Below are 21,535 nucleotides of genomic sequence, written 5' to 3'. Positions count from 1 at the left end.
TGACGATGACGAGCAACGTTTCATTACCATTACCATTGGCATCAGCAATCAAGGACGTTTTTGATGTCATTCATTCATGCAACACCTTATAAATGGTGCTGGCAAGCACATCGCCAATGCCTTTAACCGCCACCAATTCTTGCTGTGATGCTCCCAGCAGTTTTTGCATACCACCAAAGTGATTTAACAAATCCCGCCGCCGTTTTTCTCCCAATCCAGGAATGGCTTCTAATACTGAACTGCTACGTCGCTTGTCTCGTTTTTTTCGGTGAGCGGTGATGGCAAAGCGGTGGGCTTCATCTCGAATGTGCATAATCAAGTGCAACGCCTTGCTGTCGGCAGGTAAATCTAATGGTGCATGGTCGATAAAGTGTAACACTTCCAGCCCTGCCTTACGCCCTTCACCCTTAGCAATCCCCACAAGCAGTGTGTCTGATAACTTGCCCAGCTCTTTTAGCACATTTTTTGCCATATTTAATTGCCCTTTGCCACCATCTATCAACAGCATGTCAGGTAGGGGGTGTTTTTTGTAACGACGGTTTAGGGCTTGGGTCATGGCGGCATAATCATCACCGCCTTGAATGCCATGAATGGCGTATTGACGATAATCTCGTTGACGCAATCCGCCAGTGTCGCAAACCACACAACTGGCAATGGTTGCTTCCCCCATGGTGTGTGAAATGTCAAAGCACTCGATGCGTTCAATGGACCGACTGCTCACTTCTGCTAAGGCTTCTTTTAAGTGAGCGAAGCGAGTATTTAGCTCCAGATAGTCGCCTAATTTGGTTTTAATGGCGTTATTAACATTGATTTTAGCCAATTCAAGCCATTCGGCACGGTGTTCTCGCACGGCAGTTTTGATAATGACTTTGCTGTTAAAATGGGTCATTAATGCTTCTTGTACCGCTGATTGGTTGGGTAAAATGTGGCTTAAAATCAGTTCTGCTGGCAGGTCATCACTGACTTGAAAATAAAATGACAACAGAAATTCAGATAAATTCTCTGCAATGTCATTTTGACTGTTCAAATCAGGAAAGTAGTTTTTACCACCAAGCACTCGCCCATTTCTGACGGTCAGCACATTGACGCAGACAATGCCCGCCTTGGTGATGATTGCCATGATGTCCGCTTCCCCTGATATGGTATAGACGGCTTGACGGGCTTGCACTTCTCTTAACATGGACAGCTGATTACGGTAGCTGGCTGCTTGCTCAAAGTTTAAGGCATTGGCGGCCGTCTCCATTTTTGTGATTAAAGTGTCATGGACATCACTGGATTCACCATTTAAAAACCGAATGGTATTTTGTACGTCATCGGCGTATTCTTCTGGGCTTACTAACCCCACACAAGGGGCTTTACAACGTTTGATTTGATATTCAAGGCAAGGGCGTTGGCGTTGACGAAAAAAAGTATTGGTGCATTGACGCATCTGAAACATTTTTTTCATCATCATCAAGGTTTCTTTAGCGGCATGAGCAGATGGAAAAGGACCAAAAAATCGCCCTTTTTGGTGATTGCCCTTGCCACGGCCGTATGCCAAACGGGGATAAGGCTTATCGGCAGAGATGAACACATACAGATAAGATTTATCATCTCTTAGCACCACATTATAAGGTGGGCGGTGTTCTTTGATGAGATTTTGCTCAAGCAATAAGGCTTCTGTCTCACCACGGGTGATGAGTGTCTCGATGTCGTGAATGCGACTGACCAATGCCCGTGTTTTAGGGTGGTCAATGGTCTTAGCAAAGTAGCTGTTGACTCGGTTTTTTAACGATTTTGCTTTGCCCACATACAAAACACCGCCATGCTTATCGAGCATTTTATAAACGCCAGGCAAATTTGGTAAGCGTTTAATCAAGTGTGTCAGATAAGCAAGGCGTGCTTTTGGAGTGGCAGTTGAAGAGACGATTGAATAAGGGGGCGTAGGTTTTGTCGGTTGTGTCATGTTTTTAAGACGTTTTTAAGATGTTGTTTTGTATGTTGGGGGTGATTTGTCTTATCCAGTATAAAGAGTTCATCTGGTTCATTTTATCTGGTGTGGGTTATCTAGTATAGGGGCATTGCCATCACTCGCCAACCAAAAAATTCACAAATCATCACACTTGTTACGTTTGCACACATTTTATTTCAAGCCATTGACGGTAATCGATGAGTGATTACGCTAGTATGGGTTTGACTTAAGTTAACAACCATTCATTAAGGACGAAACATGAGCCACATTGCTTTTTTATTACACAATCATTTTGAACAATCAGAATACGACGAAGTTAAAAATAAACTTGAGCAAAAAGGACACCAAACCACCTTAATCACAACCAACGATAGCAAGCAAGTTCAAGCCATGCAAGGCGATGTTGATAAATCCCAAACCTTTACTGCTGATTTGTTTGCTAAAGATGCAGATATTGTCAGTTATGATGCTTTGGTCTTGCCAGGTGGTACGGTTAACTCAGATACTTTACGCCATAACGATGTTGCCAAGCAATTGATTAAAGATTTTTATGCCACAAACAAGCCGTTAGCTGCCATTTGTCATGCTGCTTGGGCATTGATTGATACAGGAATTGCAAAAGGCAAAACGCTGACCGCTTATCAATCGGTGAAGACAGATTTGGTCAATGCTGGGGCGACTTTTGTCGATGAATCTGTGCAGGTAGATGGTCAAATCATCACTTCACGCAATCCCAATGACATCGATGATTTTGTTGATGCCATTGATAAAGCGTTAACGGCTTAAGCTGTCATGACATCAGTTTAATGGTATGGCATCACCATGCCTTAATGCCTATCACCAATTATTTATTTATCATCTATCATTGAAAATATCTATCACAAATATCACAAAAGAGGAATGTATGATGGGACAATCCAATCCAAACGACAACAAATTTGAACAACAAAAATCACCTTCACAAATAGCAGGGCTTGAAAACCAAGTTGAAGATAACTTGACCGATGGCACTGCTGATGACATCGCCGAAAATATGGCAGAACAAAAAGTGGATAAATAGATAACCCACTGTCATCGTCATCATGGGGCTTTATCATAATAAAGCATCGTTAACAAAAAGCCAAAAAGCACTGGTCATTCCAATGCTTTTTTGTTATCATTCGCCGTCTTTAGGCGTCTTTGTTTAGACATCTTTGGTTTAAATTATCTTTGGTTTAAGTCATCTCTAGTAATGCAGGGATGACCTGTATCTAACCTAGCATTGCAGGAGAATATCATGCTTACCAATACTGACCGTCAGCAAATCATTGCTCAATATCAACGTGGTGAAAATGACACTGGTTCACCAGAAGTGCAAGTGGCTTTGCTGTCTGCTCGCATCAATGACTTGCAAGACCATTTTAAAGAGCATAAAGCCGACCACCACAGCCGTCGTGGTTTGATTCGAATGGTTAACCAACGTCGCAAATTGCTTGACTACCTAAAGCGTAAAGATGCTGACCGCTATGCCACTTTGATTGGTCAATTGGGCTTGCGTCGTTAATTTTTTAATGATTTAAGTGGGTTATTATTTAACAAAAAACGGCAACTGATGGCTTGCCGTTTTTTGTTGGCTAATTTTTTTGACAGCAGGTTGGTCAAACATTGTGATTCCCTGTAAAATAACTGTGGCATGTGTTCATACGCTGTTTGTGTGAGTGTGTGATAAGACGGCTTCTAACGCTTGGGCGTTTGGACACAGACGGACAACCGTTAGAGGCTGCCAGTGGATTCATCGCCATGCAAACATGCCATAAACCATAAGCCATAAACAAGAAGGCAATCGCCTTAAACTCATAACCCAGCGTTGCAAGCAGAACGCATCTGATACTTTTTATTCATCATTTTAGGAAAAATTATGTCAATGTTTCATACCTTTACTCGTGAATTTCAATATGGCAATCAACAAGTTGTTTTAGAAACTGGTCGCATCGCTCGTCAAGCCAATTCTGTGTTGGTACACATGGGTGGCGTGAGTGTGTTGGTTGCAGTGGTGGTCAAAGCCGATGCCAAAGAAGGGCAGGACTTTTTTCCCTTGACTGTCAACTATCAAGAAAAAATGTACGCTGTTGGTAAAATTCCTGGTGGCTATGGCAAGCGTGAAGGTCGTCCAAGCGAGATGGAAACGTTAACATCACGCTTGATTGATCGGCCCATACGTCCTTTATTTCCAGAAGGTTATGTCAATGAAATCCAAATCACTGCCACCGTCATTTCATCTGACAAAAAGCAAGACGCTGACATCGCAGCGATGATTGGTGCGTCAGCGGCGTTGGCAATTTCTGATGCGCCGTTTAATGGTCCGATTGGTGCTGCTCGTGTGGGTTTTATTGATGGTGAATACGTGCTCAACCCAAGCCATGAACAACTCAAAACCAGTGATTTAGACCTTGTGGTGGCAGGCACAAAATCTGCTGTGTTAATGGTTGAGTCAGAAGCCAAAGAGCTGTCAGAAGACCAAATGCTCGGTGCGGTATTATACGGTCATCAACAACAACAAATTGTCATCGATAACATCGTGGCATTGGCAGAAGAGATGGGCACAACCAAGCAAATATTCACTGCCCCAGAGTTTGATAAAGCTTTGGCTGATGGCATCATCAAAGAGCGATTTGCCAGCCAAGTAGCGGAAGCTTATGGCATCTCTGATAAACAAGACCGCCATACCAAACTTGATGACATCAAGCAGGCTGCCATTGATGCTTTGGCAGGTGATGGTAACGCTGATGGTTTCGCTGATAAAGAAGCCCAAGTCAAAGAGTTGTTTGAAGAGTTAAAATACCGTACGGTGCGTGATAATATTTTGTCTGGTAAACCTCGCATTGATGGTCGTGAGTTGGATACGGTGCGGGCATTGGATATTCAAGTGGGGGTGTTGCCCTATACCCATGGCTCTGCGTTGTTTACCCGTGGTGAGACGCAAGCTTTGGTAACCACCACCTTGGGCAATAGCCGTGATGTCAATTTGGTGGACACATTGGCTGGCACTAAGCAAGACCACTTTATGCTACATTATAATTTTCCGCATTTTTCGGTGGGTGAAACAGGGCGTGAAAGTGGGCCAAAACGCCGTGAAATCGGTCATGGTCGCTTGGCTCGCCGTGGTGTGCAAGCCATGTTGCCAGACAGTGACCGCTTCCCTTATGTTATCCGTGTGGTATCAGAAATCACTGAATCTAACGGCTCATCGTCAATGGCATCTGTGTGTGGTGCATCGCTTGCGTTGATGGACGCTGGTGTGCCATTAAAAGCCCCAGTTGCTGGTATTGCCATGGGTCTGGTTAAAGAAGGTGATCGCTTTGCTGTGTTGTCAGACATCTTAGGTGATGAAGACCATTTGGGTGACATGGATTTTAAAGTGGCAGGTTCAAAAGACGGCATCACTGCCTTGCAGATGGACATTAAAATTGAGGGCATTACCGCTGATATCATGGAACAGGCGCTTAAACAAGCCCATGCAGGTCGCATTCATATCTTAAATGCGATGAATGAAGTCATTTCGACCAGCCGAAAAGAAATCAATGCTCATGCTCCTAACTATGCGGTGATGGACATCAACCCAGATAAAATTCGTGACGTGATAGGTAAGGGTGGGGCAACCATTCGTGCCTTAACCGAAAACACAGGGGCAGTGATTGACATTGAAGATGACGGTACTATCCGTATCTTTGGTGAAAACAAAGCCGCCACCAAAGCCGCCATACGTGAGATTGAAGCATTGACTGCTGAAGTGGAAGTGGGCAAAGTCTATGAAGGCACAGTAGCCCGTGTGGTGGATTTTGGGGCGTTTGTCACCATTTTGCCCAATACTGACGGTTTGGTACACATCTCACAAATCAGCGATGACCGCATCGAAAATGTCTCTGACCACCTGTCAGAGGGGCAAACGATTAAAGTCTTGGTGCAAGATGTGGATAACCGTGGGCGTATTAAATTGACCATGAAAGGCATTGAACAGGATTAAACGGATTTAACTTACTTATGCTTAATAAAGCTTGTGTTTAATCAAGCTGTCTTTTGGTAAAACCACGCCTTTGATGAGTGTGGTTTTATCATTTTTTCATATCCACATAAGTCATGTCTATTTTAATCTCATCGACTCTAAGCTCATGGTCTGGTAAAGCATTATAAGGGTCTGCCATGATGTCATCTTTTGATTGACCCAAAATGATGACCCCATAATCTTTTAACACAAATTTCACATATAATACCTGCACCCATACGATGGTCAATACCATCAAAGGCGTTGCCAATGCCACGCCTAAAATGCCCGTAAACGCCCCCATGATAAGCTGTGATGCCAATAAAGTCACAGGTGGCAAATCCACCAAACGACTCTGCACCAAAGGCGATACTGCCATACTTTCAACTTGTTGAATCACCACCAAAAGCACCATGACCCAGATAATCATGTCAGGAGTGAACAGTAAAGTGACCAATAAAATAGGCACGCCTGCTAAAAAAGGACCTAAAACAGGGATAAAATCCAATAAAAAAGTTAAAAAACCCAACGCCATTGCAAATGGTACGCCCATGACATGCAATGCCAAAGCGGTGAACACCCCAACAAAGCTCATGGTCAATAACTGTCCTAATAGCCACCGTTTTAATGCTTCGTTTGAGCGAGTCAGCAAGTATTTGCCTTTTGGACGTTTATCCTGTGGTATCATTCGTAAAAAGGCTCGACTATAGACAGATGGTGAGATGGCAAAAAATAAGCCCATCATGACAATCGCCATGAATGTGGTGATGGCCCCTAACATGCCACCAATCAAATCAGGCGTATGCTGTAACCAGCTTGCCACAGAACCTGAAAATGATGTGGGCAATAAGCTTGACATCGACTGTATCATGGCATCGATGGGTTGCTCACTGATGTCCGTGGTGTCTATGTTATTTTGTAGCCAATCATTGATGATGGGCATGTTCTCCAGATAAGCTTTAAGCTTATTTATGGCGGTGGGCAGAGCCTGTTGTAGCTCATCTAACTGTGACACAAGTTTATCACCAAATAAATACGCCATGCCCAATAAACTGGCAAACAATGACACCACCACCATGCCTACGGACAGTTTATGAGGTAACTTGGCAAATCCATCACCAATGATGGGGATTTTTTTTATCATATCAGCAAGGCTTAATATCAGCACTGCAAGCAAAATCCCTGCAAACACAATCAGCCAAACATTGGTTAAATAAACAAAACTTAACCCTAAAAGCAGTAAAAAACCCACCAACATCATCAAATGTGGTTGGGCGTTCATCAAAGAGGGGGTCAACTGTTCTTGTATGGGCGATTGTTTGCCTATTTTATGTTTGCCTGTTTCATTTTTGGTTGGTTTGGTGCTTGGTGCGTTGTTTGCCCTATGGTCATCATCAGTTGATAAGTCATCGGTTGACATGTTTTTTATCCTTTGGGTGTTTTTGCCGATAGACGATGTGCAAATCATGTGCAGACCATGTAAAGATGTCGCATGTAACACCAGAGGCATAATGCCATACAATGCCCCATACCATACAATGTCCCATACAATGCCATATCATCGGTCATTTTTTTTTGTTAGTATAAACCATTTACAGTCATCAACAGATGGGTTTTGCAAGAAACCAACCATGAAAAACTAACCATGAAAAACTTAATATAAAAAACCCAATGTAAACAACCTAACGACCATTCACACATTCACACAACAGAGGTTAACTTATGTCCAATGATAAACATCTCAAACAGCCCCAACATCTTGTGTACCTACACGGATTGAATAGCAATGAGCATGCTCAAAAAGGGCAACTGCTTGATGACTATTGCCAAAAGCATCATCAACATATCACCGTGCATCGTCCCAATTTGAATTTATCGCCTGATAAAGCCATACAAAAGCTACAAACGCTCATCAATCAATATCCAAACATAGGCATGGTTGGCAGTTCACTTGGGGGATTTTATGCCAATTTATTGGTTAATCTCACAGGAAAAAAAGCCGTCTTACTCAATCCCAGCATCGACAGTGGGAACAGCTTAAAACGCTTTTTTGCCGATGATTTTGACAGCTTGTCCAATGATTATGTGGGGCATACCACACCAGACGGTTGGCAAGTTACCAAATCAGACATTCATTGGTTGATGGCAAATCGTCCCACAACATCATCATACCCCCAAAATTTATTGGTCATCGTTAAAAAAGGCGATGAACTGCTCAATTATCAAGAGACAGTGGATTATTTTAGTCAACAAGGTGTCGATAAACACCAACTGATTATTGAAGAAGGTGGCGACCATCGAATGAGCGATTTTGACACTAAATTGGCTCAAGTGGTGCAGTTTTTGTTTGGGTAGGCTTGGGTTAAAAAAGCATCACATGGCTTTGCTAAAAGGAGAGAGACATGGGTCAATTGCCACAGTCTAATGACATCAGCGTTGAACAATATTTAACTCAATATGCCAATGATACCTATGAAAAATGGGAATTGGTGGACGGCATGGTATATGCCATGGGTGGAGCAAGTAGTCATCACGCCACAATCTGTCTCAATATCGCCAGCACCTTAAAACAAAATTTAAAAGATAAGCCGTGCAAGCCTTATATGAATGACTTGCGAGTGAATGTCAGTAACAACTATTATTATCCTGATGTGGTGGTGGATTGTGGGCAAACCCATATTAATCGCATGACCGCAGAAAAGCCTTTGCTGATAATTGAAGTGTTATCAAAATCCACAGCTTTTATAGACAGAACCAAAAAGCTTTTGGATTATCAAGAGATTATATCACTACAAGAATATGTGCTGATTGAACAAACCATGATGAAAGTCATTATCTATCGCCGTCATCAACAATGGCAGGGGCAAACGTATCAAAAAGGTGATACGGTGGCGTTTGCCAGCCTTGATTTGGTTGTGCCGATTGAAGCGATTTATGAAGACATTGTGTTTGGAGATAATCCATTAAAGGTTTTGTGAGTTTATTAGCGTTCTTATGATTTATCTTCAATAATCTATTTTTTAAACTATTTTTAATAATTTGTCTTTAATGATGATGGTTATCAAAATTTATGAGTTACACCAGCCAAAACCTAGAAGTTTTAGAAGGTCTTGAACCTGTCCGCCGTCGTCCTGGAATGTATACCGACACGACACGCCCCAATCACCTAGCCCAAGAAGTCATTGATAACTCGGTTGATGAGGCACTCGCAGGTTATGCCAAAAACATCACCGTTACCCTGCATGCTGATAATTCTCTGTCGGTGGAAGATGATGGACGGGGCATGCCCACCGACATTCACCCAGAATTTAACCAATCAGGCATTGAGCTGATACTCACCCGCTTACATGCAGGGGGTAAATTTAGCACCGATAATTATCAGGTCTCAGGTGGTCTACATGGCGTGGGCATTTCTGTGGTTAATGCCTTATCGCACAAAGTGAACGTTACCGTTTGGCGACATGGCGAAACCTTTACAATGGATTTTGCCCATGGTGAACCGACTGCCCCATTGGCGGTTGCTCCCAGTAGCAACAAGAAAAAGCGTGGCACAAGGGTGCAGTTTTGGGCAGACAGCAAATACTTTGACACCCCAAAATTTAACATCAAACAACTCAAACACCATCTAAAGGCCAAAGCTGTTCTATCGGCAGGTCTTATCATGACCTTTATCAATGAGATTGATGGTGAACGAGACATTTGGCAATTTACCGATGGTTTATCGCAATATCTATCTGAACAGTTGGCAGAAGACATCACTCTGCCAGAGTTGCCCTATGTGTTTAATCACACCGCAAAACAAGGTGAGCGAGCAGGGCTGGATTTGGCAGTGTGTTGGCTTGCTGATGGGGGCATGCCTGTTCAAGAAAGCTATGTCAATCTTATCCCCACGGCACAAGGCGGCACACACGTCAATGGCTTAAGAACAGGATTGCTAGAAGCCTTAAGAGAGTTTTGTGAATTGCATAATTTATTACCCAGAAATATCAAACTCACTGCCGAAGACATCTGGGGTGATGTGTGTTTTATCTTATCGTTAAAGTTGATAGAGCCACAATTTAGTGGACAAACCAAAGAACGCTTATCCAGCCGAGAAGCCGTGTCGATGGTACAAACCCTTATCAAAGATGGCTTTAGCCTATGGTTGAACCAAAATCCAGACATTGGCAAACAAATCGCTGAACTTGCCATCATCAAGGCGGGCAAACGCTTAAAATCTGCCAAAAAAGTAGAGCGTAAAAAAATTATCCAAGGTCCTGCTTTACCAGGAAAATTGGCGGATTGTCGGGGCAACTTACGAGATGGGGCAGAGCTGTTCTTAGTGGAAGGAGATTCGGCAGGTGGCTCAGCAAAACAAGCCAGAGACCGCCATTTTCAAGCAATTATGCCGTTACGAGGCAAAATATTAAACACTTGGGAAGTGTCGCCTGATACCGTTTTGGCAAGTGAAGAGATTCATAACATCGCCATTGCCATTGGGGTTGACCCTGATTCTGATGACTTGTCAGAATTGCGTTATGAAAAAATTTGCATCTTGGCGGACGCTGACTCAGATGGTTTGCACATCGCAACCTTGTTGTGTGCCTTGTTTGTCAAACACTTTAAAGCCGTTGTGGAAGCAGGACACCTATTTGTTGCCATGCCACCATTGTATCGGGTGGATATTGGTAAAGAGGTGGCATATGCCCTTGATAATGAAGAGTTGGAAGCCATTTTACAAAAAAATAAAGGCAAAAAAGCCCAAATCACTCGTTTTAAAGGCTTAGGAGAGATGGACGCTGAACAGCTTCGAGACACGACGATGAACCCTGATACCAGGCGGCTGGTTCAGCTTGACCTTGACGACCCCATCGCCACTGACAATGTGATGGACATGTTGCTTGCAAAAAAACGGGCAGGCGACCGTAAAATGTGGCTTGAACATAAAGGAGATTTGGCAGATATTGGGGGTTGATGGTAAACGTCATACGCCAATGTGAGTGGTGATTGCATGGCTCATACCGCATTTTTAAGACAGGCAATCTGATGATGCGGTGTGCCTTGTAGGGTTGGTTTGGTGTTGGCACAATTGGCATCTGCAATGGGACAACGAGTGCGAAACACACAACCAGAAGGTGGGTCAATCAGACTGGGTAAATCACCTTCTAATAATTGAATGGTTTTGTTGCGTTCAGCTTTTGGGTCAGGTAGTGGCACAGCTGACATCAACGCTTGGGTGTAAGGGTGCGATGGATTATCATAGACCAGTTTGTCTGTGCCAAGCTCCACTGCATTGCCCAAATACATCACCAACACACGGTCAGAGATGTGCTTGACCACGGATAAGTCGTGAGCAATGAATATTAATGCCAGCCCCATCTCTTCTTGTACTTCTTGTAGCAGGTTAATGACTTGAGCTTGGATAGATACATCTAGGGCAGACACAGGTTCATCACAGATAATCAGTTTTGGGCGTAATATCAAGGCTCTGGCAATCCCAATCCGTTGGCACTGACCTCCTGAAAACTCATGTGGGTAGCGGTTGATTTGATTGGTTAATAAGCCCACTTTTTGCATGATGGCTTTTACTTTCTCAAAGCGTTCAGCCTTGCTCATCTTGGGATAATGGGTATGAAGTGGTTCAGCGATGATGTCGCCCACCGTCATTCTGGGGTTTAATGACGCTAAAGGGTCTTGAAATATCATCTGTATGTCTTTACGCACCTCTCGCATGGCATGTTCTGACAGCCCTATCAACTCTTTACCATCAAAGCAAATACTGCCAGATTGTCCTTTAACCAGACCAATGATGGTGCGTGCCAAAGTGGATTTGCCACAGCCTGATTCACCAACCACGCCCAAGGTCTCACCTGCATTTAGGTCAAAGGATATGCTGTTGACAGCTTTTAGGGTGGCAGATTTACCAAATAGCCCCCCTTTTTGATGAATGTTAAATGTGGTTACCACATCACGCACGCTGAGCAATGCTTTAGCGGAATTGGTCGCTTGAGTATTGAGCTGAGTGTCTGTGTGGTTATCAGGGTAAGCATTAGAAGACATGAGATTCTCTGAGTTATTTTGACTGTTTAAACATGAATAATCAACAAAACCATCGGGCTATGATGCCAAAGATTGGGTAGTAATATGCTCTGGGGATAAGTGGCAGGCTCGCTGTCGGTCATTGGGCAAAAACTCCAACGGTGGTGGTACATTGATGCACTCAGGCAATGCAAAAGCACACCGCTCTGAGAAAGGACAACCGATGGGTAAGTCAAGCAAGTTGGGCGGATTACCCTCAATCGTCCCCAGTTTTTGTTCGTTATGATCAAGTCTTGGCACAGCGCCCAATAGCCCAATCGTATAAGGGTGGCTGGGGCGATAAAAAATCTCATCGGTAGGTCCATACGCCATGGTGCGTCCAGCATACATGACCAACACCCTATCGCAGATGCCAGCAACCACACCCAGGTCATGGGTAATCATAATGATGGTTGTACCAAAATCTCGCTTTAGCTCATTGAGCAGGGTCATGATTTGGGCCTGTACAGTTACGTCTAAAGCGGTGGTTGGCTCATCAGCAATCAACAGCTTAGGACGGCACAACAGTGCCATGGCAATCATCACTCGCTGACGCATACCGCCAGAAAATTCATGTGGATACATGCTGATGCGTTTTTTGGCTTCAGGGATTTTCACCGCTTCTAGCATGGTAACAGCTTCATTCCAAGCTTGTTGCTTACTCATGCCTTTATGCAATATCAACACTTCTGCCAGTTGCTCACCGATTTTCATGTAGGGGTTGAGTGATGTCATGGGGTCTTGAAATATCATGGCAATCTGATTAGAACGAATTCGGTTCAGCTCTTTTGGTTTTAGCGTTAAAAGGTCTTGACTTTCAAACTCAATTTGCCCTGATGCTTGTCCATTTTTTGCCAATAGTCCCATGATGGAAAATGCGGTTTGTGATTTGCCAGAGCCTGACTCGCCCACGATGCCAAGCGTCTCACCCTTGCGTAAGTCAAAGTTTAGCCCATTGACAGCAATGACTTGTCCTTCTTCTGTACTGAAACTGACCTTTAGGTCTTTAACGGCTAATAAACTCATGATGATGTCCTAATCGGTGTCAACGTGGTGATTAACAATATGGTGGTTAACAATGTGGTGATTAACAATGTGGTGGCTAATGATGTGTCAGTCATGCGTTAATCTTGATGTTGATTTTTAAATGGTTTGATCAGCGGTCTTTGGGATCTAGAGCATCTCTAAGACCATCGCCCAAAAAATTAAAGCAAAATAAAGTGATGACCAAAAACAATGACGGAATGATGATCATCCAAGGAGCAACTTCCATGGTCTTTGAACCATCTTGTAGTAATGCACCCCAACTGGTCATTGGCTCTTGCACCCCAAGCCCCAAAAAACTTAAAAATGACTCAAATAAAATCATCGACGGCACGAGTAAAGACGCATAGACAACCACCACCCCCAGCACATTGGGAATGATGTGTCGCATGACAATCTGCCAGTTCGACACACCACCGACATGGGCCGCTTCAATGAACTCTTTACGTTTTAGCCCCAAAGTCTGCCCACGCACGATACGAGCCACATCTAACCACGACACCAAACCAATGGCGACAAAGATTAAAATCAAATTACGCCCAAACATGGTAACCAACAAAATCACAAAAAACATAAAGGGAAAGGCATTTAAAATCTCCAATACCCGCATCAGCACCATATCCACTTTACCACCCAAATAGCCAGATACCGCCCCATACACAGTACCAAACAGCACCGCCACCAACGCCCCAGCGATGCCTACCATCAAAGAAATACGTCCACCAATGGCGGTTCTTACCAACAAATCACGTCCTAAGGCATCTGTACCAAAATAATGCTGAGTTGTCATGGACGGAGCAGATTGCATATGACTCCAATCAGTTTCAGCATAGCCAAATGGGGCAAGCATTGGCACAATCACCACAAACAAACCCACCAATAACAAAATCACCATACTGGCAACAGCCGCTTTATTGCGATAAAAGCGTCGCCAAGCATCTTGCCACAGACTGCGACTTTTTATCTCTTTTTTTAAGATTGGTTGAGTAGACGTGATGGCTTGGCTCATGGTCAGTGCTTGTCCTATTGGCTGGTGGCTGTTGATTTAACAAGTTGATTTAACAAAAGGTCAGATTGTCAAAAGGTTGGTTTATCCACAAAAAGTTAGCAAAGTTCAGTATTTGATTTTTGGGTCAATGACGGCATATAAGATGTCCACAATGGCATTAAATGTGATGGTTAATACCCCAACCAAAATGGTTAAGCTTAGCACCATGCCATAATCACGGTTTAATGCCCCATTGACAAACAACTGTCCAATTCCAGGTAAGCCAAAAATGGTTTCAATGACAATAGAGCCTGTGATGATGCCCACAAATGCAGGGCCCAAATAAGAAATGACAGGCAATAACGCAGGTTTTAAGGCGTGTTTTTTGATGATATGACTGGTTGGTAACCCCTTGGCTTTGGCGGTACGGATAAACGGACTGTTTAACACTTCAATCATAGACCCACGCATGATGCGAGCAATGCTGGCAATGTATGCCAATGACAACGCAGTAACAGGTAAAATCAAATTATGCAGCGCACCATCATTCCAACCCCCAGCAGGCAACCATTTTAGCGTGATGGCAAATAACAGCACAAGCAATGGTGCTTTGACAAAACTTGGCACAACCACCCCTGTCATTGCCAAAGTCATCAGCACATAATCCAGCCATGAATTTTGTTTTAAAGCCGCCATCACCCCCAAAATTACCCCAAGCACCACCGCAATGATAAACGCATACAAACCAATCTCCACTGACACAGGCAGCGCCTGAGCCAACAGTTCATTGACCGTGTAATCTTTGTATTTAAATGAAGGGCCAAAATCTCCCATCATCAACTGCTTAAGATAATTAAGATACTGTAGCCACAGTGGGTCATTTAAATGATATTTGGCTTCAATATTGGCAAGCACTTCTGGTGGTAAGGCACGCTCAGAGCTAAATGGACTGCCAGGAGCCAGACGCATCATAAAAAACGACACGGTAATCAACACAAACAAGGTGGGTATGGCTTCAAGCAGACGGCGAAAAATAAGTTTTAACATGATGTGTCTCGTGGCGTGGCTTGTGATGGCTGACAAATGCTGATTAACATTAAAAAAAGAGCAAAAAAATTAAAGGAGAAGAAAATCAAAAGAGCAAATCAAAAGAGCAAAAAAGTGGCTAAATGGCTTAAAAACCACCAATAAAAACCATCAGTAAAGCAACCAAGCAACCGCAAATCCATTGTGGTTGCGGTTACTGACGGTTGATTGACTAAAAGCTGATTAAGGTCATGCCAATTTAAGCCATGCCAACCAAAGCCATTAATGCTTGGCGATTGACATGTCTTTGATTTGCCAGTTGTCTAGGGCATCATTGCCTGTAAAGCCAATCACATACGGCTTAATCATACGTGGATTGATGTAGTGATAGACTTGTAGCAATGGCATGTCAGTATCTAGCTGAGCTTCTGCTTGGTTATACAGTTGGGTGCGGTCAGCATCATTCACACCTGATGCCAAGGTTTTTGTCATGATGTTATCAAAGGTTTGGCTACTGTATTTACCGTGGTTATTGGTATTGCCAGATTTTAAAATGTTTAAGAAAGTTGATGCTTCGTTATAATCACCGCACCAACCAGCACGGGCAACTTGATAATTGCCTTCACGGCGAGCATCAAGATAAGTTTTCCATTCTTGGTTGGTTAAGGTTACATCCACCGAGCCTAAAGCTTCTTTCCAAAGTGATGCCGCCGCCACAGCAATTTTTTTGTGGTTTTCACTGGTATTATATAGCAGTTCAAACGTCAAAGGGTTGCCATCACTGTAGCCAGCTTCTGCCAATAGTTTTTTGGCTTCTTGCACACGTTTGTCTTTATCCCACGTCTCCCAATCAGGTGAAAACTTCACATTGCCGTTGGTGGCAGGTGGGGTAAATTGATAAGCAGGCGTTTGACCTTGAGCCAACACTTTATCCGTGATGGTATTACGGTCAAGTGCCAATGCCAAGGCACGGCGGACACGCACGTCATTAAATGGTGGCTTAACCGTATTGAACTCATAGTAGTACGTGCATAAAGATGGCGAGATATGCACCTGACTGCCAAATTCGGCTTTGAGCTGATTAAATTGCTCAGGTGGTAATGACTTTTCAGTCATGTCAATTTCCCCTGCCTTATAGCGAGCCACGTCTGTGGTGGCTTCAGGGATTGGCAAAAAGGTTGCGGTGTCAATTTTGGTGTTATCATTATCGTAATAATTGGGGTTACGCTCTAGCACAACCTTGTCATTCACCTTCCACTCTTTGAGTTTATATGCTCCATTAACCACAATATTATTAGGGTCTGTCCATTTGGTATCAAATGTTTCTACTGTTTTTTGGTGCACTGGTGCAACAGAAGAGTGAAATAGGGCGTCAGGAAGATATGGCACAGGCTCAGATAAGCTAATCTGTAGTGTCTTATCATCAATGGCTGTTACCCCCAAACTGTCGATTTTGGCTTTACCATCGATGATGTCTTGGGCATTGATGACTTTAACATCTGCCAGATAACTGGCATAAGGTGATGCGGTTGCTGGGTCAACCACACGGCGAAAGCTATAAACAAAGTCATTGGCGGTAACAGCATCGCCATTTGACCACTTGGCATCTCGCAACTTAAATGTCCATACCTTGTTATCCTCACTGCTCCATTCACTTGCCATGCCAGGTATGGTTTTGCCATCTGGGTCGGTGGTGGTCAGACCAACCAGCATTTGACGTATCAGATTGGTTTCTGGAACACCTGAGATTTTATGTGGGTCAAGTGACTCAACTTCTGCACCGTTATTGATGGTGATGGCTTGGGTGTCTGCCAAAACATTGGGGTCAATATTGCTGGTGTCTGAAGTGGCATTGCCTTGTGTGTCGGTGGTGTTTGTGGGGCTGTTACCACAAGCGGTTAATAAAAGAGCAGAAGCAACCGCTGTGGGTAAGGCTAAGTGCATCAAAGAAGAAAGGCGGCTCATATAAATTCCTTGAGTTAAAAATGGTCAGTCCATGACAAAGCAGAGCAGACAAAGTAAATGCTAAGGTTTAACGTTGCGATGTTTAAACATTGCGATGTTTTAACGATGACTCGTTATCAGCCTTTTTTATCACAGAAGACGTCAAAAATCATTCAGTTACAAAATGTCAATGAATGCTGACATATCACAAAAATGTAACAGTATTGTGATATACTTCGCAAGCATTTTTTTAATTATTTTATCAGCAAGAATGACTTTACCAGCAAGTCCGTCAATCCTGTGTCATCAATCCATTGTTTTAAGGAGAAAATTCTTGTTGTTACCATGTTTGCCATTACCCTGTTTGTCGTTAAAGTGGCAAGGCTTGACCCAAATGCAAGGCTTGACCCACATTAAGATAAAAAAAATCAAGTTGGATAATGCCTAAAATGCCCAAAACGTTTCATAAGAACATCACAACCCGCTGGGCTTGCGTATCCTTTGTGGGCATTGGGCTGATGACAGCAGTCATGACCGCTTGTCGCCAGCCGCCACAATATGGCGATATTCAAGGCGAGACCATGGGGACAAGCTATCACATTCGTTATCAATTACCCAAAACTGCCCAAGCCACCGATGTGGACATTAAGACAGCTGTTGACCAACGCCTTGAGCAGGTCAATGCCAGCATGTCCACTTATCAGCAAGACTCCTTAATCAGCAAGTTTAACCGACTGCCTGCCAACACTCCCATGACTGTTGATGCTGATTTCATCAAGGTATTGACTGACAGCCAACAGGTGTATCAAGACTCGCAGGGAGCATTTGACCCCACAATCATGCCATTGGTTGAGTTATGGGGATTTGGCATAAGTAGGCGAATTGACAGACTACAAAACCCCCCAAGCGATGCGGACATTGCCACTGCCAAAAGCTTGCTGAATTTTCATGGTATCACCCTAAAGCAAGACCAGCTTAGCAAAAATCAAGATGGTGTGGCGTTGGATTTTTCTGCCATTGCCAAAGGTTATGGGGTTGATGTGATTGCTGATGTGTTGGCAACTGATTTTCATATTGATAATTATATGGTAGAGATAGGTGGGGAAGTTGCCACGTCAGGCATCAACGAGCAAGGGCAGGGTTGGCAGATTGGCATAGATGCGCCAATATTGCACTCATCAGTTAACAACCGACAGACTTTGGCTGCCATCAAACAGCCAGTTAATGAACAAAAACAAGGCAACATGCACCTTGCCACGTCAGGTAACTATCGCAATTCAGTGGTGTATGATAATGTGCGTCATAGTCATACCATTGACCCAACGACAGGCAAACCCATTGTTGGCGGTGCGTCATCAGTAACGGTGGTGGCTAAATCGGTGGCGTTGGCAGATGGCTGGGCAACGGCATTGACCGCCATGCCTTATGATAAAGCGTGGCAACTGGCAAATGAGCAGGGCTTGGCAGTCTTATTTGTGATACCTAAAAATGACAGCGACATCAATGCTGACAGTCATCAGCCAGATGATTGGCAAATTACCCAAACCCCTGTCATGCAAGCGTTAAGAGCAGGTGGCAAAGTGAGCAGATGATTGATGGACAGTCAGAAGGTGATGATACGTAGGAGAAAATCATGTATGTGATGATGGTGGTGGTGTTTATATTGGGTTATCTGGCGATAGCGTTAGAGCATAACATTCATGTGGATAAGGCAGCATCAGCATTGTTGACCGCAGCCATATTATGGACGCTATTGATGTTGGGGGCAGATGTTTTACTGGCAGGTGGTGATGTAGCTAGCGATGTTGCTACCATGACCAACATGGCTCACGGTGGTCATGGCGGTGCTGGTCTTGATGTCAGTGCCTTGCTCAATGTGGAGTTAAGACATCATTTGTCAGAAATTGCTGAGATTTTGTTTTTCTTAATGGGGGCAATGGTGATTGTGGAGCTGATAGATGCTCATGATGGCTTTGAAGTGATTACCAGACGCATTGCCACCACCAGTGCTGTTAGCCTACTTTGGACCATTGGCGGTTTGACTTTCTTTTTATCAGCACTGTTAGATAATTTGACAACCACCATTGTGATGGTATCGCTATTACGTAAACTGGTGGCTGACAAACAGATGCGTTGGTGGTATGTGGGCTTAGTGGTGATTTGTGCCAATGCAGGCGGTGCATGGTCGCCCATTGGTGATGTTACCACCACCATGCTGTGGATTGGGCATCAAATCAGTGCCAATCGCATCATTATGGATTTGATTTTGCCCAGCCTTGTTGCAGCCATTGTTCCTTTGGCGGTGCTGTCGATGATGCTCAGGGGCAAGCAGGTCAGTCGTCCTGCTGTTGCTGATGGCATGAGCCAAATGGCTGTTAATCATCAAGCCACTGTTAACCATCAAGCCGCTGTTAATCATCAAGCTGATTTGCATCATCAAGCTGATCGTGCCACACAATCTTATTCAGCCGATAAATCTGATGACACCATTAACGCACAAGCCCAGTTATCAACCAATAACCCCATCAGCCCTGCCATGCGTCAATCGGTATTGGCATTGGGTTTGTCGGCATTGGCATTTGTGCCTGTGTTTAAGACCATCACCCATTTACCCCCTTATATGGGCATTTTATTTGGTGTGGGGATATTGTGGATTTTTACCGAAATTAAACATCACCATCACTCTTGGGAAGTGAAAAAACGAGTTACCGTGGTGGGGGTATTGTCTCGAGTTGATATGGCAAGCATTTTATTCTTTTTGGGTATTTTGTTGGCGGTGTCTAGCCTTGCAACATCAGGGCATTTGGGGCATATGGGGGCGTGGTTGGATCAAAACTTTGGTAATTTATACGTGATTAACATACTCATTGGTCTGTTGTCATCTTTGGTGGACAATGTGCCATTAGTGGCAGGGGCAATGAAAATGTATCCTTTATTGACAACGGCAGATTTGACTGGCTTGACAGGTGCTGAATTGGTAAGGCAAAGTCAATTTGTACAAGATGGGGCATTTTGGCACTTTTTGGCATATTGTGCAGGGACTGGAGGTAGCTGTTTGATTATTGGCTCAGCGGCTGGGGTTGCTGCCATGGGTATGGAAAAAATCCCCTTTACATGGTATCTAAAACGCATCAGCGGTCTGGCGTTGTTGGGTTATCTGACTGGGGCAGGGGTTTATATGGTCATTCATGTGATGTTGTAAGCAGCTTGTGAATAAGCTTATGAAGAATCTTGTGAAGATGTGCGATGATGATTGACGAACACGCCCAAGTACAGACGTTTTAACTGTGTTTTGCTAGCTGTGCCTGTCATCAGGATTTTTGCTGCTCTTTGCAAAATTAAAACATGCTTTTGTCAAGTTTGCCATGTCATTTCTGTTATGATAAAACATAAATGACATGAAACATAAACTTGTCAGGGTGTGTTGATAAGCCAACACGCCGTATAATCTTATTTAAGACTATTTAGGAATCATCATGCTCAGTCAACTACTGCCCATTATTGCCATCACCTTTGCCGTGTTTGTGTTGTTTTTTTTGTTCATGGGCATCGGCTACATGGTTAAAAAGCAACCGTTAAAAGGGTCTTGCGGTGGTGTGGCGAACTTGATGGGTGATGAATATTGTCAATTTTGTGGCAATGACCCCAACAAATGCGACAGCCTAAACAACGATAACAACGCTTTAAACAACACCCAAAATGAGCAAACCACCAAACAAAGTCAGCAACGCCAAAAAGCAAAAGAACTTGGCAAGGCGGTATGATGGGTTTTTTATCATAGGACTGACGTAAATTTCTCCAAAAGCAATGTGCTTATCCACAGATATCATGATTCAATTAAAAAATCCCTATCTTACTGTCATCAAAGGTAAAGATAATATATCCATCTGGTCTGTGGCGGTTCTATCTTCAGATTATTTGATTATTTTGTCATTTCGTCGGTAATGATAAATGCGGTCTTGATTTATTTATTTGGCATGATAATCTACATAGTAAGTGAGCATGTAGTTCGTTTATCTAACCATTAGATATCGGCAGTAATCTAGGCATACAATTAATTGTCTTGGACACACTTTATTCTCCATTGTCATAAAACCACTGACTTATACGCAAGGCAGACTGAAAACAACACATTACCGCTATGATTTATAAAGCAGAACAATGGGACAAAAGTATTAAGAAAGATAAAGACATTAAGGAAGTAGATAGGCCTTATTCCAGTTCTAAAACTTGCTCAAACTGTGGTTTTAAAGTGGGTGAGTTACTTTTGAATATCAGAAACTGGCAATGCCCAAGTTGCAACACAATGCACGGCAGGGACATTAACGCCAGTCTCAGTATTTTAAACAACGCAACAAAAAGGTTGACTGTCTAGGTAGTTAACAAGACGGTGAGTCCCACCGTATCAGTCTGTGGAATTTATCTCATTGCACCATATTCAACGTCTTACATAAAACAGTTAAGTTAAGACAAAATTGCGAGTACGCAGTAACTTAACTGGTAA

At 43.5% G+C, this 21,535-nt stretch carries 18 protein-coding genes; 11 read left to right on the top strand and 7 right to left on the bottom strand.

Going from position 1 to position 21,535, the window contains the following annotated elements; translation table 11 throughout:
- Positions 1-70: 70 nt before the first annotated feature.
- Positions 71-1,945 carry an excinuclease ABC subunit UvrC gene (gene uvrC / locus B0682_RS06620; protein ID WP_078307638.1) on the bottom strand — a complete coding sequence of 625 codons (1,875 nt, stop codon included), beginning with the start codon at positions 1,943-1,945 and terminating at the stop codon, positions 71-73.
- Between the two features lie 264 nt (positions 1,946-2,209).
- Between uvrC and B0682_RS06615 the strand changes: the two genes are divergently transcribed.
- From B0682_RS06615 to pnp, 4 genes are all read left to right on the top strand, one after another.
- On the top strand, positions 2,210-2,737 hold the full coding sequence (locus tag B0682_RS06615) for a type 1 glutamine amidotransferase domain-containing protein (protein ID WP_078307637.1): 528 nt from the start codon (positions 2,210-2,212) through the stop codon (positions 2,735-2,737).
- A gap of 118 nt (positions 2,738-2,855) precedes the next feature.
- Positions 2,856-3,011 (top strand): hypothetical protein, encoded by a 156-nt coding sequence (locus B0682_RS09515; RefSeq protein ID WP_158077877.1) that lies wholly within the window; start codon positions 2,856-2,858, stop codon positions 3,009-3,011.
- A gap of 213 nt (positions 3,012-3,224) precedes the next feature.
- The gene (gene rpsO / locus B0682_RS06610; RefSeq protein WP_078307781.1) at positions 3,225-3,494 is read left to right on the top strand and encodes a 30S ribosomal protein S15; all 270 of its coding nucleotides are present in this window, start codon (positions 3,225-3,227) and stop codon (positions 3,492-3,494) included.
- 354 nt (positions 3,495-3,848) lie between these two features.
- Positions 3,849-5,954, top strand: a complete 2,106-nt coding sequence (pnp, locus tag B0682_RS06605; RefSeq protein WP_078307635.1) for a polyribonucleotide nucleotidyltransferase — start codon at positions 3,849-3,851, stop codon at positions 5,952-5,954.
- 88 nt (positions 5,955-6,042) lie between these two features.
- Here the strand turns inward: pnp and B0682_RS06600 are convergent, their stop codons facing one another.
- The gene (locus B0682_RS06600) at positions 6,043-7,392 is read right to left on the bottom strand and encodes an AI-2E family transporter (protein WP_240494908.1); all 1,350 of its coding nucleotides are present in this window, start codon (positions 7,390-7,392) and stop codon (positions 6,043-6,045) included.
- Positions 7,393-7,694: 302 nt separating this feature from the next.
- Between B0682_RS06600 and B0682_RS06595 the strand changes: the two genes are divergently transcribed.
- The 3 genes from B0682_RS06595 to parE all read left to right on the top strand — a co-directional run bounded on the left by B0682_RS06595 (position 7,695) and on the right by parE (position 10,926).
- The gene (locus B0682_RS06595) at positions 7,695-8,327 is read left to right on the top strand and encodes a YqiA/YcfP family alpha/beta fold hydrolase (RefSeq protein WP_078307633.1); all 633 of its coding nucleotides are present in this window, start codon (positions 7,695-7,697) and stop codon (positions 8,325-8,327) included.
- Between the two features lie 47 nt (positions 8,328-8,374).
- Entirely contained in the window at positions 8,375-8,950 is a 576-nt protein-coding gene (locus tag B0682_RS06590; RefSeq protein ID WP_078307631.1) for a Uma2 family endonuclease, read from the top strand.
- A 92-nt stretch (positions 8,951-9,042) separates the two neighbouring features.
- A complete protein-coding gene (gene parE, locus B0682_RS06585) occupies positions 9,043-10,926 on the top strand; it encodes a DNA topoisomerase IV subunit B (protein WP_078307629.1) in 1,884 nt (627 codons plus the stop codon).
- Positions 10,927-10,967: 41 nt separating this feature from the next.
- Here the strand turns inward: parE and oppF are convergent, their stop codons facing one another.
- From oppF to B0682_RS06560, 5 genes are all read right to left on the bottom strand, one after another.
- On the bottom strand, positions 10,968-12,011 hold the full coding sequence (gene oppF, locus B0682_RS06580) for a murein tripeptide/oligopeptide ABC transporter ATP binding protein OppF (protein WP_078307628.1): 1,044 nt from the start codon (positions 12,009-12,011) through the stop codon (positions 10,968-10,970).
- Positions 12,012-12,068: 57 nt separating this feature from the next.
- Positions 12,069-13,055: an oligopeptide ABC transporter ATP-binding protein OppD gene (gene oppD / locus B0682_RS06575; protein WP_078307626.1), complete on the bottom strand. Its 987-nt coding sequence runs from the start codon at positions 13,053-13,055 to the stop codon at positions 12,069-12,071.
- A 130-nt stretch (positions 13,056-13,185) separates the two neighbouring features.
- The gene (gene oppC, locus B0682_RS06570; RefSeq protein ID WP_078307624.1) at positions 13,186-14,082 is read right to left on the bottom strand and encodes an oligopeptide ABC transporter permease OppC; all 897 of its coding nucleotides are present in this window, start codon (positions 14,080-14,082) and stop codon (positions 13,186-13,188) included.
- A 105-nt stretch (positions 14,083-14,187) separates the two neighbouring features.
- On the bottom strand, positions 14,188-15,108 hold the full coding sequence (gene oppB / locus B0682_RS06565; RefSeq protein WP_078307778.1) for an oligopeptide ABC transporter permease OppB: 921 nt from the start codon (positions 15,106-15,108) through the stop codon (positions 14,188-14,190).
- A gap of 261 nt (positions 15,109-15,369) precedes the next feature.
- Complete coding sequence (locus B0682_RS06560) at positions 15,370-17,052, bottom strand: ABC transporter substrate-binding protein (protein WP_078307622.1); 1,683 nt, start codon at positions 17,050-17,052, stop codon at positions 15,370-15,372.
- A gap of 428 nt (positions 17,053-17,480) precedes the next feature.
- On the opposite strand from B0682_RS06560, the gene B0682_RS06555 reads away from it, so the two are divergent.
- The 4 genes from B0682_RS06555 to B0682_RS09795 all read left to right on the top strand — a co-directional run bounded on the left by B0682_RS06555 (position 17,481) and on the right by B0682_RS09795 (position 21,406).
- Positions 17,481-18,623, top strand: coding sequence for an FAD:protein FMN transferase (locus B0682_RS06555; protein WP_078307620.1), 1,143 nt, complete (start codon positions 17,481-17,483; stop codon positions 18,621-18,623).
- Positions 18,624-18,664: 41 nt separating this feature from the next.
- Entirely contained in the window at positions 18,665-20,233 is a 1,569-nt protein-coding gene (gene nhaD / locus B0682_RS06550) for a sodium:proton antiporter NhaD (RefSeq protein ID WP_078307618.1), read from the top strand.
- Positions 20,234-20,507: 274 nt separating this feature from the next.
- On the top strand, positions 20,508-20,795 hold the full coding sequence (gene nqrM / locus B0682_RS06545; protein WP_078307616.1) for a (Na+)-NQR maturation NqrM: 288 nt from the start codon (positions 20,508-20,510) through the stop codon (positions 20,793-20,795).
- A 377-nt stretch (positions 20,796-21,172) separates the two neighbouring features.
- Complete coding sequence (locus B0682_RS09795; RefSeq protein WP_078307615.1) at positions 21,173-21,406, top strand: zinc ribbon domain-containing protein; 234 nt, start codon at positions 21,173-21,175, stop codon at positions 21,404-21,406.
- Positions 21,407-21,535 lie beyond the last annotated feature (129 nt).

The sequence above is a fragment of the Lwoffella lincolnii genome (genome assembly GCF_002014765.1).
Classification (GTDB): domain Bacteria; phylum Pseudomonadota; class Gammaproteobacteria; order Pseudomonadales; family Moraxellaceae; genus Psychrobacter; species Psychrobacter lincolnii.
Note: the sequence above shows the minus strand (reverse complement) of the source record. Positions and strands in the feature narration are given on the sequence as shown.

What these genes read in the sequence shown, in the direction of transcription:
- uvrC (WP_078307638.1), bottom strand. Translation starts at nt 1,945, where the DNA reads ATGACACAACCGACAAAACCTACGCCCCCTTATTCAATCGTCTCTTCA.
- nhaD (WP_078307618.1), top strand. Translation starts at nt 18,665, where the DNA reads ATGTATGTGATGATGGTGGTGGTGTTTATATTGGGTTATCTGGCGATA.
- pnp (WP_078307635.1), top strand. Translation starts at nt 3,849, where the DNA reads ATGTCAATGTTTCATACCTTTACTCGTGAATTTCAATATGGCAATCAA.
- parE (WP_078307629.1), top strand. Translation starts at nt 9,043, where the DNA reads ATGAGTTACACCAGCCAAAACCTAGAAGTTTTAGAAGGTCTTGAACCT.
- oppB (WP_078307778.1), bottom strand. Translation starts at nt 15,108, where the DNA reads ATGTTAAAACTTATTTTTCGCCGTCTGCTTGAAGCCATACCCACCTTG.
- oppF (WP_078307628.1), bottom strand. Translation starts at nt 12,011, where the DNA reads ATGTCTTCTAATGCTTACCCTGATAACCACACAGACACTCAGCTCAAT.
- B0682_RS09795 (WP_078307615.1), top strand. Translation starts at nt 21,173, where the DNA reads ATGATTTATAAAGCAGAACAATGGGACAAAAGTATTAAGAAAGATAAA.
- B0682_RS06595 (WP_078307633.1), top strand. Translation starts at nt 7,695, where the DNA reads ATGTCCAATGATAAACATCTCAAACAGCCCCAACATCTTGTGTACCTA.
- B0682_RS06590 (WP_078307631.1), top strand. Translation starts at nt 8,375, where the DNA reads ATGGGTCAATTGCCACAGTCTAATGACATCAGCGTTGAACAATATTTA.
- oppD (WP_078307626.1), bottom strand. Translation starts at nt 13,055, where the DNA reads ATGAGTTTATTAGCCGTTAAAGACCTAAAGGTCAGTTTCAGTACAGAA.
- B0682_RS09515 (WP_158077877.1), top strand. Translation starts at nt 2,856, where the DNA reads ATGATGGGACAATCCAATCCAAACGACAACAAATTTGAACAACAAAAA.
- B0682_RS06600 (WP_240494908.1), bottom strand. Translation starts at nt 7,392, where the DNA reads ATGTCAACCGATGACTTATCAACTGATGATGACCATAGGGCAAACAAC.
- B0682_RS06560 (WP_078307622.1), bottom strand. Translation starts at nt 17,052, where the DNA reads ATGAGCCGCCTTTCTTCTTTGATGCACTTAGCCTTACCCACAGCGGTT.
- nqrM (WP_078307616.1), top strand. Translation starts at nt 20,508, where the DNA reads ATGCTCAGTCAACTACTGCCCATTATTGCCATCACCTTTGCCGTGTTT.
- B0682_RS06615 (WP_078307637.1), top strand. Translation starts at nt 2,210, where the DNA reads ATGAGCCACATTGCTTTTTTATTACACAATCATTTTGAACAATCAGAA.
- oppC (WP_078307624.1), bottom strand. Translation starts at nt 14,082, where the DNA reads ATGAGCCAAGCCATCACGTCTACTCAACCAATCTTAAAAAAAGAGATA.
- B0682_RS06555 (WP_078307620.1), top strand. Translation starts at nt 17,481, where the DNA reads ATGCCCAAAACGTTTCATAAGAACATCACAACCCGCTGGGCTTGCGTA.